At 47.5% G+C, this 14896-nt stretch carries 16 protein-coding genes and 1 other annotated feature; of the genes, 4 read left to right on the top strand and 12 right to left on the bottom strand.

Annotation, left to right across the window (positions count from 1 at the left end; all coding sequences use genetic code 11):
• Positions 1 to 33: 33 nt before the first annotated feature.
• The 5 genes from thrS to ACM6JA_RS19590 form a co-directional block, all read right to left on the bottom strand.
• The gene (thrS, locus tag ACM6JA_RS19610) at positions 34 to 1947 is read right to left on the bottom strand and encodes a threonine--tRNA ligase (RefSeq protein WP_007728574.1); all 1914 of its coding nucleotides are present in this window, start codon (positions 1945 to 1947) and stop codon (positions 34 to 36) included.
• A gap of 60 nt (positions 1948 to 2007) precedes the next feature.
• Positions 2008 to 2243, bottom strand: a binding site (T-box leader).
• A 25-nt stretch (positions 2244 to 2268) separates the two neighbouring features.
• Complete coding sequence (gene ytxC / locus ACM6JA_RS19605) at positions 2269 to 3189, bottom strand: sporulation protein YtxC (RefSeq protein ID WP_414853680.1); 921 nt, start codon at positions 3187 to 3189, stop codon at positions 2269 to 2271.
• A gap of 182 nt (positions 3190 to 3371) precedes the next feature.
• A complete protein-coding gene (gene mqnC / locus ACM6JA_RS19600; protein WP_048031917.1) occupies positions 3372 to 4478 on the bottom strand; it encodes a cyclic dehypoxanthinyl futalosine synthase in 1107 nt (368 codons plus the stop codon).
• 146 nt (positions 4479 to 4624) lie between these two features.
• Complete coding sequence (locus ACM6JA_RS19595; RefSeq protein ID WP_007728577.1) at positions 4625 to 4849, bottom strand: hypothetical protein; 225 nt, start codon at positions 4847 to 4849, stop codon at positions 4625 to 4627.
• Positions 4850 to 4971: 122 nt separating this feature from the next.
• Positions 4972 to 5403: a hypothetical protein gene (locus tag ACM6JA_RS19590; RefSeq protein ID WP_414853679.1), complete on the bottom strand. Its 432-nt coding sequence runs from the start codon at positions 5401 to 5403 to the stop codon at positions 4972 to 4974.
• 190 nt (positions 5404 to 5593) lie between these two features.
• Between ACM6JA_RS19590 and ACM6JA_RS19585 the strand changes: the two genes are divergently transcribed.
• The gene (locus ACM6JA_RS19585) at positions 5594 to 6160 is read left to right on the top strand and encodes a YqaA family protein (RefSeq protein ID WP_173619124.1); all 567 of its coding nucleotides are present in this window, start codon (positions 5594 to 5596) and stop codon (positions 6158 to 6160) included.
• A gap of 53 nt (positions 6161 to 6213) precedes the next feature.
• Here ACM6JA_RS19585 and ACM6JA_RS19580 read toward each other — a convergent pair whose 3' ends face one another.
• Genes ACM6JA_RS19580 through ACM6JA_RS19570 form a run of 3 tightly spaced genes read right to left on the bottom strand, consistent with a single transcriptional unit; the run spans position 6214 to position 10006 of the window.
• Complete coding sequence (locus tag ACM6JA_RS19580; protein WP_414853678.1) at positions 6214 to 8025, bottom strand: acyl-CoA dehydrogenase family protein; 1812 nt, start codon at positions 8023 to 8025, stop codon at positions 6214 to 6216.
• Positions 8022 to 9593: a class I adenylate-forming enzyme family protein gene (locus tag ACM6JA_RS19575; RefSeq protein ID WP_414853677.1), complete on the bottom strand. Its 1572-nt coding sequence runs from the start codon at positions 9591 to 9593 to the stop codon at positions 8022 to 8024. Before ACM6JA_RS19575 ends, ACM6JA_RS19580 begins: the two co-directional genes overlap by 4 nt.
• Positions 9590 to 10006: a MerR family transcriptional regulator gene (locus ACM6JA_RS19570; RefSeq protein ID WP_007728588.1), complete on the bottom strand. Its 417-nt coding sequence runs from the start codon at positions 10004 to 10006 to the stop codon at positions 9590 to 9592. Before ACM6JA_RS19570 ends, ACM6JA_RS19575 begins: the two co-directional genes overlap by 4 nt.
• Before the next feature lie 168 nt (positions 10007 to 10174).
• Here ACM6JA_RS19570 and ACM6JA_RS19565 point away from each other — a divergent pair, with 168 nt between their 5' ends.
• The 3 genes from ACM6JA_RS19565 (at position 10175) to ACM6JA_RS19555 (ending at position 11526) form a co-directional block, all read left to right on the top strand.
• A complete protein-coding gene (locus ACM6JA_RS19565; RefSeq protein WP_414853676.1) occupies positions 10175 to 10597 on the top strand; it encodes a cell wall hydrolase in 423 nt (140 codons plus the stop codon).
• A gap of 32 nt (positions 10598 to 10629) precedes the next feature.
• Positions 10630 to 11082, top strand: coding sequence for a spore coat protein GerQ (gene gerQ / locus ACM6JA_RS19560; RefSeq protein ID WP_047070942.1), 453 nt, complete (start codon positions 10630 to 10632; stop codon positions 11080 to 11082).
• Between the two features lie 126 nt (positions 11083 to 11208).
• Positions 11209 to 11526: a hypothetical protein gene (locus ACM6JA_RS19555; RefSeq protein WP_414853675.1), complete on the top strand. Its 318-nt coding sequence runs from the start codon at positions 11209 to 11211 to the stop codon at positions 11524 to 11526.
• Here ACM6JA_RS19555 and ACM6JA_RS19550 read toward each other — a convergent pair.
• The 4 genes from ACM6JA_RS19550 to eis form a co-directional block, all read right to left on the bottom strand.
• Entirely contained in the window at positions 11523 to 12665 is a 1143-nt protein-coding gene (locus ACM6JA_RS19550; RefSeq protein ID WP_414853674.1) for a DUF2087 domain-containing protein, read from the bottom strand. The two genes, ACM6JA_RS19555 and ACM6JA_RS19550, sit on opposite strands and share 4 nt — an antisense overlap.
• Positions 12666 to 12781: 116 nt before the next feature.
• Entirely contained in the window at positions 12782 to 13258 is a 477-nt protein-coding gene (locus ACM6JA_RS19545) for a PilZ domain-containing protein (protein ID WP_414853673.1), read from the bottom strand.
• Between the two features lie 77 nt (positions 13259 to 13335).
• Positions 13336 to 13509, bottom strand: coding sequence for a hypothetical protein (locus tag ACM6JA_RS19540; protein ID WP_007728597.1), 174 nt, complete (start codon positions 13507 to 13509; stop codon positions 13336 to 13338).
• A gap of 90 nt (positions 13510 to 13599) precedes the next feature.
• The gene (eis, locus tag ACM6JA_RS19535; RefSeq protein WP_414853672.1) at positions 13600 to 14850 is read right to left on the bottom strand and encodes an enhanced intracellular survival protein Eis; all 1251 of its coding nucleotides are present in this window, start codon (positions 14848 to 14850) and stop codon (positions 13600 to 13602) included.
• Between the last annotated feature and the right edge of the window lie 46 nt (positions 14851 to 14896).

Genomic DNA, 14896 nt, shown 5'->3' with positions numbered 1-14896 from the left:
AACTTCAGGGCGGCTTTTTTCATTCATACGTTTTTACTTCATTTCATTGATTTCAGCGCGGATTTTTTCTACAAACGCATCCACTGTCATCGCGCCTTCATCGCCCACTCCGCGTTTGCGGACAGACAGTGTACCGTCAGCCACCTCTTTTTCACCGATGACCAGCATGTACGGGATTTTTTCAACTTGTGCTTCACGGATTTTGTAGCCGATTTTCTCATTGCGGCCATCCAGCTCTACGCGAATGCCAGCTTGTTGCAGTTTTTCTCTTACTTGTTCTGCATATGGCATGTGCACTTCGCTGATGTTCATGATGCGTGCTTGGATTGGAGTCAGCCAAATCGGGAATGCACCTGCGTAGTGCTCGATCAGGATACCAATGAAGCGCTCCATGGAGCCATACATCGCACGGTGCAAGACAACTGGACGATGCTTCTCGTTGTCTTGACCGACATAAGTCAGGTCGAATTTCTCAGGCATTTGGAAGTCCAGCTGGATCGTTCCACATTGGTGACGGCGTTTCAGCGCGTCGGTAATTTGGAAGTCGATCTTCGGTCCGTAGAACGCACCGTCTCCGTCTTTGATTTCATAGGCCATACCGAGCTCATCCAACACTGTTTTCAGAGAGCTTTCTGCTGCTTCCCACAGCTCATCAGAGCCCATGGAATCTTCCGGACGAGTGGACAGAGCCACACTGTATTCGAAGCCAAATACCTTGTAGATGCTGTCAATCAAAGTGATCATACCTTTGATTTCGCTCGCGATCTGATCAGGACGAACAAATACGTGCGCGTCATCCTGACAGAAGGTGCGCACCCGTAGCATTCCATTCAATGCCCCGGAGTACTCATGGCGGTGAACTTGCCCGAACTCGGAGTAACGTATCGGCAGGTCGCGGTAAGAATGCATCTCGTTTTTATAGATCAGCATGTGACCTGGGCAGTTCATTGGCTTCAAGGCATAAGTCGCGTTGTCTACTTCAGAGAAGTACATGTTCTCTTTGTAGTGATCCCAGTGACCAGATTCTTTCCAGAGACGCTCGTTCATGAGGAACGGAGAGCGCACTTCTGTGTATTGTGCCAATTGCTGCAGACGGCGGGAGAATTGCTCCAGCTCGTTGCGAACAGTGAAGCCTTTTGGCAGGTAGAACGGCATACCTGGTGCTTCCTCGGAGAACATGAACAATCCCAGTTCTTTACCCAATTTGCGGTGATCGCGCTTTTTCGCTTCTTCGATGAAGTGCAGATATTCATCCATGTCTGCTTTTTTCGGCCAAGCTGTACCGTATACGCGTTGCAGAACTTGGTTTTCTGCTTTTCCGCGCCAGTATGCACCTGCCACGCTCATCAGCTTGAATGCTTTGATGAAGCCAGTGGACGGCAAGTGCGGACCACGACAGAGGTCGAAAAATTCGCCTTGCTCATACATCGTGATAGTCGCATCCTCTGGCAGGTCGCGAATCAGTTCCAGCTTCAGGTGATCGTTCAGTTCTTGGAAAATCGCAGTTGCTTCTTCGCGGCTTACGACTTTTCGGCGAATCGGCAGGTCTTCCTTCACGATTTTTTCCATTTCTGCTTCGATTTTGCCCAAATCCTCTGGGGAGAGGGACACCGGAATGTCCATGTCATAGTAGAAGCCATCTTCGATCACAGGACCGATTCCGAACTTCACTTCAGCGCCGTAAATGCGTTTTACCGCTTGAGCGAGCAAGTGAGCTGTACTGTGGCGGTATACTTCCAACCCGTCGGCAGAATCGAGGGTAACGATTTCAATCGCTGCGTCATCTGTGAGTTCTGTGTACAGATCGACAACCTTGCCATCTTTTTTACCAGCTACTGCCTTTTTCTTCAGGCTAGAGCTAATGGAGCCTGCGATGTCTTCGATAGTAATCCCAGCGTCGTATTGACGAACGGCTCCATCTGGGAAAGTAACATGAATTTGTGCCACTGTGGATTCTTCCTTCCTGTATCTTGTTTGGTTGAGAAAATAAAAAAACACTCATCCCCAAAAAGGGACGAGTGTGTTCTCGCGGTACCACCCTACTTCAAGTCTGTTCACAAAAACAGACTCCTCATTCCATGTAACGGTATTTAACCGGCATACCGATAGTAAAAGCCTACGCTTCGTTCCCGGTAGCTACTCGAAGGTGGTAGATCAATAACAGTTCGCAGCGAGCTTCCAGCCTGTGGCCCGCCTCTCTAGAGCGTCCTTACTATTGTCCGTGTCCTTCTCATCGTATTTATAAGCGCTGTAAAGTTGTTGTTGCTATTATAGTTTAGAGGGATTATTCCCGTCAAGTACACGTCGCTCGGATAGGCAAAGCGAACAAGATTGGCAAGTAACGAGCCGACTGTCAAAAATACTGCGGATCGTCTGTGCAAGCCCAGGCTTTTCCGAAGCCATATGGAGCACGATACTCTCAGGAGCCAGTGTAACCAAAGCACTGACCAAATAATCCTCGTCCCTGCATTTTTGTTCGTCCATGTTCAAAACGGTATCCAACTGCTCAAGCCAAAGACGATCCCCTTTTTTATCATAAAGATGGAAAGGTTTGTCCACACTAGGAACGACATGAACGACTTCCTGCTTGGTTTCCTGTACAGCGATGAAGTAGCGCAACAGCTCGACAAACTCTTGGTATTGCTTGTCTTCCAGATATTCATCAATGCCAGTTTCCACGAGTTCGAACAGCTCGTTCCAATGCTCCTGTAGTCGAAACCGGACGAAGCCCAAGACGTTGATTGTTCTCTCCCACTCCAAATAGGTGAAAACGTTGCGATATACGTTTGCCTTGCGTGTTGTAGCCGTTAACAGTTCCCTGCCATCAAGCTCGACTTCTTGGCACATGCGTTGAATATAAGGAAAAATCTCTGCCCATTCGGTCTCCATCTGTTCGGCAGCGAGTAAGTCAGCGGCCATTTCTTCCATAATTTTCGGTTCCTTCACCTGAATGACCCATTCGGCTAATGTAAGGGCAACGAAGGCTCTCGCCCACTCGATGGTCTGCGCGTCATACTCAGTCTCACACCAGCTTTGAAAGTAGAACAAGAGGTATCCATTCTCTTCTTGCTCCCTGTATGTAATGCGCACCGGTGCAGTGTTGACCCGCTCCGTCATCTTATTTACGATAGCCCGATACGTGTCACAATGCTCAGGGACATTCTCCAGCAATACGCGAAACGTCTGCATAACCATCCCCCCAACCGCCATTGTAGTTACAGTATATGTCCCGTCAGGAGCGATATACTTTTAAACGGTTGGAAACTCAGGGAAGGTTGCAGGTAAAAAATTCCTGATTAAAAAACCAAAAAACGCTCCCCTGCCGATTTCCCTTTGTTAGGAGGGGGGCAGAGAAGCGTTTTTTTGGTTTATTAGTTTTGCATTACAAAATCACGTTCTGCCATCTCGCCGTCTTTGAAAACGCGCAGAATGTCATACTGTGTATTGCGCTGTGCAGGGATTTTACCTGCCCCGCGAATGAGCTCCAAAATTTGGTTCGTGTTGACCTTGTACGTACATGCCGCTGCGGAAACAACGTTTTCTTCCATCATCGTTTGGCCGAAATCGTTCGCTCCATAAGAGAGAGAAAGCTGACCGTAATGCGGGCCCATAGTCACCCAGGAAGATTGGAAGTTTTCGATATTATCCAGCATAAGGCGGCTGATTGCCAGTGTTTTCAAGTATTCCTCTGGCGTATTGTTGACAGCCTTCATGTTGGTGTTGTCCGGCTGGAAGGTCCAGACGATAAACGCTTTGAAGCCGCCTGTCTCATCTTGCGCATCACGAATGCGCAGAAGGGACAGTACACGCTCTTCCATCTCTTCCCCAAAACCAATTACCATGGTAGCTGTACCAGGCAAGCCTGCACGGTGTGCGGCTTTTTGAGTATCAATCCATTCAGTCCAAGAACCCTTCAAGCGGGAAATCTTCCGACGTGTACGATCATCGAGGATTTCGCCACCCGCTCCCGGCAAGGAATCGAGACCCGCTGCCTTCAGCTCTTTCAGTACTTCCTCGACAGACATGTTGGAAACTTCCGCGATTTTCATCACTTCCGCTACAGATAGAGAGTGCATCGTAATCTGCGGGAAGCGCTGCTTGATCTCACGCAAGAGGTCAGTATAATAATCCAGTTTCAGATCCGGATTAGTACCGCCTTGCATCAAGATTTCTGTACCACCAACGTCCACGGTCTCCTGAATTTTTTGGAAAATCGTTTCTTTGGGGAGAACGTATCCTTCAGAAGAACCCGGACGACGGTAAAAGGCACAAAAACGGCAATACGTGTCACATACGTTCGTGTAATTGACGTTGCGACTGATGACAAAAGTCGCAATCGGTTCTGGATGATGCTTTTGCATGACCAGATTAGCGTAATGTCCGATCTTTTCGATTTCATTGCTCGCAAACAAAGCCAGACCGTCTTCGAGACCCAGTCGTTCACCTGCGAGAGCACGTTCCAATATAGAATCGATCATAAGGATCACTCCTTGTACCATACGTAAATTCCATCCCACATCATAACACAATACCGGGATATCGGCTATAGCCCGAGGTGCTGGCAGATTCGCTGCCATACGCGAAAAAACCCTGCAAGAGACAGGGCTTGGAATCGCAATTATTCTTATTGTTCTTCATATCCGATCTGTTCGTATACTTCTGGCTCCCAGTAAATCACAGTTTGCGCGAGTGGCAAATTCGTTTCGCGTGCTCCGTTTGGTTGGCCATTAAAATAGATGATTTCTGTTATGGATACCCGATCACCACGTACGTCAATTTCCCCTGACAATTGCAAGTTAGTCCCGTTTGGCGCATAGAAAACGACTTTTCCCGAACCCAATGTTTTCATTGGTTCCTCCCATGATGTTTGTCCTGTTTCCCTACATTTTAGTGGATAATCTTTCCTAGCGTCAATGAAAAAACAAGGACTTCACTACCAATATTCGGCCTAGGATAAGCTCATTGATCCACTTATTTTGAAACCGTCTGCGTAACTTGATTATTGTTCCCATGAAAATAGGCCTTCGATTGTTTGTTGTGGGTCACAATCAAAAGTAGGGTTACATACACGATTGCGATCAAGAAAGATCCATTACTTATATCCAGTAAAATCGCCAAACTTATGCAGACAATCGCCGACTTCAAAAACCTCATCTGTATGAAGATGAACAATAAAGTGGTGATGATCAGTGGAAGCATTAATCTTCCTTGCATTCTTCCTAACACGTAGCTTTGATCTAACATATCCTCTGGCATAGTCACCACGCTGAAAACCATTTTACTGGCCCAGTGACTCAAGTTCATCGGGTCTGCCTGTGAAACCACAAAATAGAGCCCCCCCAATACGATGACTTGCAACAGCATAAACCCTTGAATAACTTTGATAGATAATGGCATTTTCATTTTTAAAATTTCCCTTTCGTAATGACTTTCCGTACCCACTTATAATCGGGATATTTTGGAAACGGGTTGATGGGCCAAACGTCCCATTTTCCTTATTTTACCTCTCGACATCTAACTTCAGTTGTGGTCTTTCTTTGGACAAACTGGCATAGGATAGCTACAATAGAAAAAACCTTCTAAGGAGATGCTCATGCTCGAACATATCACACAGCTATTCATGCAATATGGGATGTGGGGACTTGTTGCCATGGCATTTTTGGACTCATTTATTAGTCCGATTCCTCCGTTTTTTATGCAAATTGCGATGAGTCTGCTCGATCCAGGCTCAGCGATTCAGTTTGCGACAGTAGCCTTTACTGCTTCCGTCCTCGGCGCCCCCATTGGATTTTTGTTGGGGAGATGGCTGGGAAAACCACTTTTGCACAAGATTCTCCCTGAAAAATGGGTTATTGTAGCGACGGAAAAATTCGCAAAAAACGGGGATGCTGCCGTACTGATCGGAGCTTTTACCCCCATTCCTTTCAAGGTTTTCACTGTGCTCTCTGGCGTATTCAATTACTCGCTGACCAAGCTCATGTTTTATGCGATCATCGGGCGGGGATTGAAGTTTTATTTGATTGGCACCTTGTTTTATTTGTACGGAAAACACGCAAAGGTTCTGATCGATGAATACTTTGAGATCACGCTGCTGGCAATCGCAACAGTGGTTGCTGCGATCTGGTTTATTTGGAGTATGCGCCGCAAGCGGTATGCGTAAAAATCAAAAGCGCCTTTGCCACCTCAACAAGTGGTCTAAAGGCGCTTTTTGATTTATCGGGTCTGAACAATAGCGGACTGTTGAGCCCAATCTTCAACGCTGACAAACTGATATTCCACCAGCTGGGTAAAGAACTGTACATCCAGCAAAGAATCGGCTTGAATCCCCCGCTTTTCTTGTGAATGGAAATGCTTTTCGGCATACAGCTTTGCCAAAATGTATTTGCGGGCATTTCCCTCACGCGTCACCTGATCTTCTGCTTCACTGACGATGCATGATAAGGTGTACAAATCTACCATATGGTCCGCGAGCGTTTTTAATTTGTACGTTACATAATCGTGGTTCTGTTGCATGAGATAGGCGATATTTTCCTCCAGAATGGCCAGTTCCGTCCGAATCAACTCGGCGTACGGCTGTGAAAAGGCATGCTTCCAGCCAGCTACGCGCTCCCGAAGCAATCTGCTAAACACTTCGTGGCTGTTTTCTTTTTGCATCACACGCAAAATATCGAGTGCGAGTATATTCGAGGTGCCTTCCCATACGGTCAATACTTGCGCATCACGCAACAGACGCGGCGTCACGTACTCCTCGATATAACCGTTACCGCCATGAATTTCAATTGCGGTATGAGTCGATTCGACAGCCTCTTCCCCTGTACGGTATTTCAGCAAAGGAATCAACAGGCGAGCAAGCGCGTTATCCTCTTTGCTAGCGGAATTAGACTGCAAGCGATCATAAACAGCAATCATATCAAACACCGCACCCGTGCTGACCTCCGTATCCAATAAGAGGCTCACCAGCATTTCTTTTACCATCGGGTACTGATCGATTGGCTTCCCGAATGCACGACGTTGCTCGGCATAATACCTCGCTTCGTAAAAAGCTCGACGCATGATCCCAATCGAAGCAATCGCGTTGCAAATGCGAGAGAGGTTCAGGGCTTCTGCCATGTACTTGAAGCCGTTCTGAGGCTCCCCGATCAAATAGCCCTCTGCTCCGTTCAACAATATCTCCGCAGATGGTACGGCGTTTACGCCCAGCTTATCTTTTAGGCGGCGGACCTGGATGTGATTGCGTTCGTTGTCAGGCTTTATCCAAGGCACCAAAAACAGTCCGAGCCCTTTTGTCCCCGGTTTCTCCTCATCGATTCTCGCCAAAACAGTCGCAACAAATGCTCCAGCATTGCTCGCAAAAAACTTTTCTCCTGTCAATCGGTACACACCAGGCCGACCTGCTACTGGCTTTGCTACAGTCAAATTCGCACCGACATCCGAACCGCCCTGTCTCTCCGTCAGCCAAGTAGCCCCCTCATACAAGCGAGTGTGATCACGAGAGGTCAGTCCTGTCAGGTACTGCTCCTTTTGTTCTTCGCTGCCATAGCGATCAATTAAATAAGCGGATGACATCGACAAGGTGACAGGGCAATAGAACCCCGGCTCAGACTGACTCACGAGATAGCCCATGAAAAAGGAATAGCTATACGGCGCTTTTCTCCCCAACTCAGGAATGTCTTGATACAAGTAGCTGACGATGCCTGCTCCGTAAACTTCTGCTACTGTTTCCTTGTAGCCTTCATTGGTAATGATCTCGGAAATATCCTCACCCAGCCGATTGTACTTGCGCAATCTCGGCTTTCCTTCCCTGTCTGTATAGGCAGCACGCTCATCGATGGGTCCTGCCACTTGCGCACCTAGCCAGCTCAACTGCTGTCTAGCCCATTCATGCATGGAAGCAGGGAGATAACGTTCCAGCAAATAATCGAGGTTGGGATCTGCTTTGAAAAAGTTTTGCGCCTGTGGCGTACGCGGGTGCGGGATGTTGTCGCTGTATGCTCGCTGATCGATGCTCGTTTGCAAATCACTCATCGTAGTTCCACTTCCTTTTGGGAACTGACATCACGCAATACATGCTTCAGGACTTTTCCGCTCGTGTTCCGCGGCAGTGCAGGAACGATATTCACTTGTCGCGGGAGCTTGTAATCAGCGAGATGACCACGCAAAGAGCCTTGGATTTCCTCTAGCCACTCTCGATTGGTATCGACTCCTGGTTTCAGTACCACATAAGCCGTAACTGTCTCGCCCCACTCAGGATGCGGCAAACCCACAACAGCTACCTCACCAATCGACGGATGACGCTCTAACAACTGCTCGATTTCCTTAGGGTAGACGTTTACCCCGCCCGTAATCATCACGTCTTTTTTACGATCAATCATCCACAGAAATCCATCCTCATCCACGCGTGCAATATCGCCAGTGTACACCCAACCATCGCGTATGGTTTCTGCTGTAGCCTCCGGATTGTTGTAGTATCCTTTCATTGTCCCTTCTCCGCGCAAGCGAATTTCGCCCGCTTCGCCACTGGCGCATCGCTCTCCTCGCTCGTTTACAACCTCCATTTCGGCGAACAATACACCACGATTACCTATACTGCCGATTTTGTCCGGATGCTCTCGGTGCAAGAGGCACATTCCGGTCGGCCCTGCCTCCGTCAAGCCGTAGACGCACGCCAGTTTATCGCGTCCATATGCTTCTTCCATGAGCGAAGCCATCTCTTTGGACAGCGGAGCCCCGCCATACATCCAATGTTCGATGGAAGACAAATCGTACGTCGCAAACTCGGGATGCTTCATCGTCAGTAAATACGCCACTGGCGATCCGAAGAAATGCGTAATCCGATGCTGCTGCACCAAATCCAAAAGAAGCTGCGGCGAGAAGGTCAGAGCCATTACCTGGGTGGCGCCAAGCATAAGCCCTGCAATGAAAAAGAGATGGAGGGGAGCCGAATGACTCAGTGGCATCAAATGCAAAATTCGTGAATGATGGGTCATCGTCAGTTCAATCGACATCATTTTCGCGACAGTCAATAAGCTTCTATGTGTATAAAGCACCCCTTTAGGGCGTCCAGTCGTACCAGAAGTATACAGAATGCTGACCTCGCTATCTTCGTTCATGTTCGCCAAATACGGTCGTGAAGAAAGCGCATTCATTTTATCAAAAGACACGTTATTGGCAGCCCAGCCAGCGATTCCATGCCAATTCCCTTGACTCACTCCTGTTTTGATTGCCACAAGCTGTGGCGTTTGAAGGACCCACTCATTCACGATAGGCACGAGGGCATCATGAACAAGAAGTACCTTTGCTCCGGCATGTTCACATATATGTCGTACTTCTTCTTGTGTTGAGCGTGCATTGATCGGTACGACGAGGGCACCACTGCGAATGACGGCGACGTAAAAAATGGCAAACTCCGGGCAATTGGGCATCAGCATCACAACCCGATCCCCTTGCTCGATGCCAAGCTCTTGCAAATGGCAAGCCCACTGAGTGGAGCGTGTATCCCACTGGGAAAAGCTGACCTCTACATCTCCTGCAATCAGCGCGGACTTGTCAGGGTATTTCCTTCCGTTTGCTGTGAGCAGAGCTGATACGTTCATCGTTTCTCCTCCTCATTTTCTTCAAGCAATTTTTGTTCAAAGTTTTGCTTGTAGACGAGAATGTCTTCTCTCAGTTGTCGGAGTTCCATGATTTTCTCGTCGATCTCAGCCAGCTTTTGGTTGCCGTACTCAATCGTTCGCATAAGCTGCGCACGACCTGTACGGTCCTCGTCGAACAGCTCAATCATCTCGCGAATCTGATCCAACGAAAATCCGAATCGCTTCCCTCGCAGAATGAGTCGCAGCCTGGCACGATCCTTGCGGTTATAGTGCCTGCTTCCCTTCTCTGTCCGACTGGGGAAAATCAAGCCGAGCTCCTCGTAGTACCGAATCGTTCTGGTGCTGACATCTAATTGTTGAGCAAGATCAGAGATGGTCCACGATTCTTCCTTCTGTATTCCTTCTCTGCTCATGTCCAGCGCCCCTTACTTACATTTATAAAATTCGAAATTTACCGAACAAAATGATTGTAACTGCGGTTTACGTAAACGTCAACTTGATGAAAAATTTATCGGGCCAATCACCAATCTATTATTCGCCCATATATTGTTATTGTGATTTTTGTGGAAGGAGGTGAAGCAATGGCCGTCATCAAAGCGAACTCCAGTGATGTCGATATGCTTGCCAGACTGATTCGGGCCGAGGCTGAGGGTGAAGGTGAGTTGGGCATGCTGATGGTTGGCAACGTTGGGGTAAATCGGATTTTAGGTAACTGCCTTGACTTCAAAAACATTCGCAGCATGCGTGACATGGTCTATCAATCTCCAGGAGGATTCGAAGCGATCCAGAAGCCGTATTTCTATCAACGGGCCAGGGAAAAAGACAAAAGACTGGCACAGCGCGCAGTCAATGGAGAGAAAACCCGCCCCGCGAGCAACGCATTGTGGTTCTACCGTCCTGCCGGAAACTGTCCTCCTACCTGGTGGGATCAACAAAACTCCGGTCGCTATAAGGCACACTGCTTCTTCATTCCAACACCAGCAGATTGTCCACGCGTCTATTAAAAAGATTAGATAGATAAAGGAGCGAGTTCATCATGAGTCAACAAATGCCTTACACTGGTTACCCTCAACAACAATACGGCTACGACATGTACCCATCCGCACAGTATCCATACGGCATACCTCAGCAACAGCAGCAGATGATTCAACAGCAGCAACCTCAACTGGTTCCGATGCAGCCAAGCGGATCCTTGATTCCTGGAATGCCCATTACTCCTGGGCAAGTAATGGAAGAATCGTACATCGAAAACATCCTTCGCCTGAATCGAGGCAAAGTCATTACGGTGTACCAAACGTTTGAAAACAACAGCCAATGGAACGCCAAAATTTTCCGTGGCGTCCTCGAAACAGCTGGCCGCGACCACATCATTATCAGCGATCCGCAAACCGGCAAACGCTATTTACTTCTCATGGTCAACACCGATTACATCACCGCGGACGAAGAGTTGAATTACGTCCCACCTCAGCTTCCAACAGGAGTTCGGTAAGCAACGAAGCACAAAAAGACAGTTTCCGTCGGCTATCCCCGGGGGAGAACTGTCTTTTTGACGTTTAAACCATTCCATGCTATTAATGAGTGAGAAACAAGACCGCTTTGCAGAGGATGAGGAAGAGTGGCATTTGGGATAACACGAGACGAACTGAACCGTTGGAAGCAAACCGTTAGTCGAGGCGAATTGGCATTTCTCACCCATTATTGGCTGGACCCCCGGTTTCCCGGAATCAAAACCGTTACAAAAGTAGGCTGTGCCAATTATTCGTTACTGACAGACTGGTGCCTTGCCAACGGACTCGATCCTGTCTACATTCATAACCGTGCACCCTTCCCACATTTTGATTTACTTGGCGAAAAACAAATCCAGATCTTGCAAAAGGAAGGTCTGTGGGATCACTTGGAGCGATTCCGCATGCTGGATGATGGACAAGACTAGGATGGATCTTTTTGCACGTGATAGCCTCGATCACCATATGGCGCCAGCTTTTTCATCCATTTATCTTCGAGTTTTTCCAGTGCATCCTTCCCATCAAAATACGGATGGTCTTTCTTCTCAACCTTTTCTAGTACTTCGATTTCAAAAGCGTCCGAACCGTATTTATCCCAGTCCTTTTGCAGCTCACGATTAGGGTGTGAGCCATGCTGAAGCATGAACTTTCTACCGTTGATCGTTTTTAGGTTATTCGTGCTGGCGATGAACACTTTGTCATTTTGCTTGTTCTTAATTTGATAAACGCCTGCATCTGTTTCTACTTCCTTGTACATTTGCTTGAGCTCTTGCTTGCGATTCATCTGTTGCGCCCCTCGTTCCTCTCCTTCATTTTCCACTGCGATCCGCCAATATTGACTGCCGTCCGCCTGTCTATCCATCAAACCGACATCGACTAAATATCTCCGCAAGGTCACATAATCGTCGTAGAGACCTTCCAGAATCTCATTCACTTCTCGCTCGGTGTAGAAACGGTCGAGCTCAAATTTTTTGGAAATCTCTTCGAGGAGGATGAGTTTATGCTTTTGTTTGCGCGGGAAGCGCTCTAATCGACCTGATAGTCCATTCGGCAAGAATCTCTTTACGATCGCGGCATACTCTGCGGCATCGTCATCTTTCGAGGTATTCTTTTGCTTGCTTGATTTGGCATCATTGGACGATTGATTTTTATCCGCTTCATGCAATAACTCCATCATGACCAGGAATACCTTGGCCTGACGTTCTTTTTCCTTGAGTGCAAAGCGGTGATTACGGATCGTCGATGCACTGCCAATCCCCATTTCATTTTGAACCTCGGCGTCTGTCTTGCCCTGGTAAAAGAGGCGAAGCAAATTAACCTGATGATCAGACAAGCCCGTCAATCGTTTATCCAACTGGCTCAGGTGAGTAAAGACAGAACCGTGCGAAACCTCGATATGATGACGCATAAAACGGGACGCTTCGTACAGGACACCCTGCACTGGATAAATAATTCCTTTCTCCACCTGTTCCCCACAGAGCAAACACATAAAATGTTCGTCTTGTTCGATGTAACCTTGCTTCCACTCTTGAAGGGAAGCGCTCCAAAACGCTTCATGAAGACTCATCTATAAACACAACCTTTATTCGTTTGATTTATTATAGATAACTTATCACTGCGTTTGTTTTGTGTCAAACAAAAAAGCCCTCTGTTGTGTATTCGTACAACAGAAAGCCTTTTTGTCTATGCTTCACTGGCTCGCATCGCAAGACTTGCTTGAGCCAACTCTTTTAAAAATGCCAGGCGATCACCTTTAAAGAAACGTCCTTCTGATGCTGACCGATTCTGCCGATAGCGGATCGCCAGTCGGTTTACCAAGCGATTAATCTCCAGATGTTGTTCCTCTTCCATAGTAAACCGTACAGCGTATTCGTAATAGTCCGTTTCCCACGGAATCGTGCGAACTACGTGACCGTACATTTTCAGAGCCTGTCCGCACAATTCCGTCGCAAACTGCAGAACGAGCTGATCATTTGCCGGCATTTTGAGATGAGAGAGAAAACGAAGTCCACCTGCCCCGATATCCTCGATCAATACCTGCGTGCTCCCAATCTCCATAGTTTTCCCTTTGACCAGCACAATGGTCATGTCTGCACAGAGGGAGTATTCTAGACGTAAGCGAAAAAATTCACGTTGATGCCCCTCTGATCTACCTGGCATTGTTTTCTCCTTCTTTCTCTTCTCATAGTGGGGAACACGCAAAAGAAAGAGCGCCTGTCACCTTGGCGCCTTTCTTTTTATTTTTTGGGCTTTCGATATTTGATCTCCTGCTCTTTCACCTGAAAGCGATTCCATAATTCTCTCTCATCATGTGTAATGGAATCATGCTTTTCCAGCCGGAAGAGGAGTCTAACGACCACCCAAACAATCAAAAGAAACGCAAAAAAGATAACCAGTGTAAGAAAGATCATAAAACCTGCCTCCTCCCATTTACTAACAACATATGGGAGGAAGCAAAATAAGATAACCAAATGTGTCAAAAACGTGACAAATCTTCTTTTCTAGAAGGTAGTCACACTTCGCGGCTTCTCAGGAACAGCGAACAGCCTATCCAAAATCGGAAGCTTTTCTGGAGCATCCAGCTCCAATTGGCCGTATTGATACAGTTTTCGGGCAGTTACTACCCCCATCACAAGCGAAGAAAAATCCGAAATATCTAGCTGTACCGAAACGCAAGGCTCCACTGCCTCTCCTAATTCCGGACGTCCATCGACAAACTTGATGAGCCATGTTCCTTCATTCTCAGGCAGGAACGAATCGCGGATCGTCAGCTTTACATTTACCGTTTCCGAACCAAAACGGTGGTGGGACAACTGACGGAAAAATCCCGGCACATCAATGATTCGATACATCAGACCGACTCCAGATACATGGCTCTCATGATAAATGCTCCACAATATCGAATCCGTTCCGTTGCCCGGATCAGATAGCAACAAGTGAAAATCTTCGTCCGGCGTCGTAAATTCGATCCGTTGAATCTGATCGGCCTGGCTACGCAGGAAAGAGAGCAGTTGTGCAAGTGCTTCGCGGTTCTCATACTGAAGCTCTCTTACTTCTATGTTGTTGAAGAGTTTGTTTTTTTCATGGGCGCTCTGGAACTGGAAAGCGAGATAGCCGCATAGCCTCCCTTCCTTTTTGTAGCCCACGGTAACCATTTCAGGACTATCGAGGATTCTGTCCCACTCTCGATCTGTACGCTTGATCATGCCATGTGTTTGACGGGCGATTCGGTGATAGCAAGCAGACAGTTCTTCTTTGTCCTCTTTTCCTATATAGACGATTTTGTCCTTGCCTACAAATGGTAGGCTGGACGGCTTGAACTTGTATTGATGAACCTTGGTCCCAATTCCAAAACCCATTTGCTTGTAAAAATCAACACGAAACGGATAGAGCGAGACCAGCGAGATTCCCCGCTCCCGATAACTGGAAAGAAAACCTTGTAGCATCGACATGGCCACTTTTTCCTTTTTATGCAAAAGGTCTACGGCGACCATCCCAATACCGCCAGTCAAAAGCGGTGTACCGTGAACATTCATAGGAAAATCGCACCATTTCATTATACCCGCTAGTCTTCCATCACGGTAGCATCCGTGGTAGCTGACATGTGGGTCGTTTTCGATCGTCTCCCTTACGCGTTCGGCAAATCGCTGTCTGCTCTCTGCACCCAGTAGATTGCTTCCAGGGTAGCTCATCGCTGCAATCCTAACGACCTCATCGATATCGTCAATTGAAACCGGTCGAATCTCCTCCATCGTCTCATGCACTCCTGTCAGCAAGAATTTGGGCATCTAGGAAAAT

Origin of the sequence: Brevibacillus sp. IT-7CA2, assembly GCF_949767855.1 — a bacterium.
Lineage (GTDB): Bacteria > Bacillota > Bacilli > Brevibacillales > Brevibacillaceae > Brevibacillus.
Note: the sequence above shows the minus strand (reverse complement) of the source record. Positions and strands in the feature narration are given on the sequence as shown.

Coding starts and splice junctions, on each gene's coding strand:
- ytxC (WP_414853680.1), bottom strand. CDS start 3,189: ATGCAGACGTTTCGCGTATTGCTGGAGAATGTCCCTGAGCATTGTGAC.
- mqnC (WP_048031917.1), bottom strand. CDS start 4,478: ATGATCGATTCTATATTGGAACGTGCTCTCGCAGGTGAACGACTGGGT.
- ACM6JA_RS19595 (WP_007728577.1), bottom strand. CDS start 4,849: ATGAAAACATTGGGTTCGGGAAAAGTCGTTTTCTATGCGCCAAACGGG.
- ACM6JA_RS19590 (WP_414853679.1), bottom strand. CDS start 5,403: ATGAAAATGCCATTATCTATCAAAGTTATTCAAGGGTTTATGCTGTTG.
- ACM6JA_RS19585 (WP_173619124.1), top strand. CDS start 5,594: ATGCTCGAACATATCACACAGCTATTCATGCAATATGGGATGTGGGGA.
- ACM6JA_RS19580 (WP_414853678.1), bottom strand. CDS start 8,025: ATGAGTGATTTGCAAACGAGCATCGATCAGCGAGCATACAGCGACAAC.
- ACM6JA_RS19575 (WP_414853677.1), bottom strand. CDS start 9,593: ATGAACGTATCAGCTCTGCTCACAGCAAACGGAAGGAAATACCCTGAC.
- ACM6JA_RS19570 (WP_007728588.1), bottom strand. CDS start 10,006: ATGAGCAGAGAAGGAATACAGAAGGAAGAATCGTGGACCATCTCTGAT.
- ACM6JA_RS19565 (WP_414853676.1), top strand. CDS start 10,175: ATGGCCGTCATCAAAGCGAACTCCAGTGATGTCGATATGCTTGCCAGA.
- gerQ (WP_047070942.1), top strand. CDS start 10,630: ATGAGTCAACAAATGCCTTACACTGGTTACCCTCAACAACAATACGGC.
- ACM6JA_RS19550 (WP_414853674.1), bottom strand. CDS start 12,665: ATGAGTCTTCATGAAGCGTTTTGGAGCGCTTCCCTTCAAGAGTGGAAG.
- ACM6JA_RS19545 (WP_414853673.1), bottom strand. CDS start 13,258: ATGCCAGGTAGATCAGAGGGGCATCAACGTGAATTTTTTCGCTTACGT.
- ACM6JA_RS19540 (WP_007728597.1), bottom strand. CDS start 13,509: ATGATCTTTCTTACACTGGTTATCTTTTTTGCGTTTCTTTTGATTGTT.
- eis (WP_414853672.1), bottom strand. CDS start 14,850: ATGGAGGAGATTCGACCGGTTTCAATTGACGATATCGATGAGGTCGTT.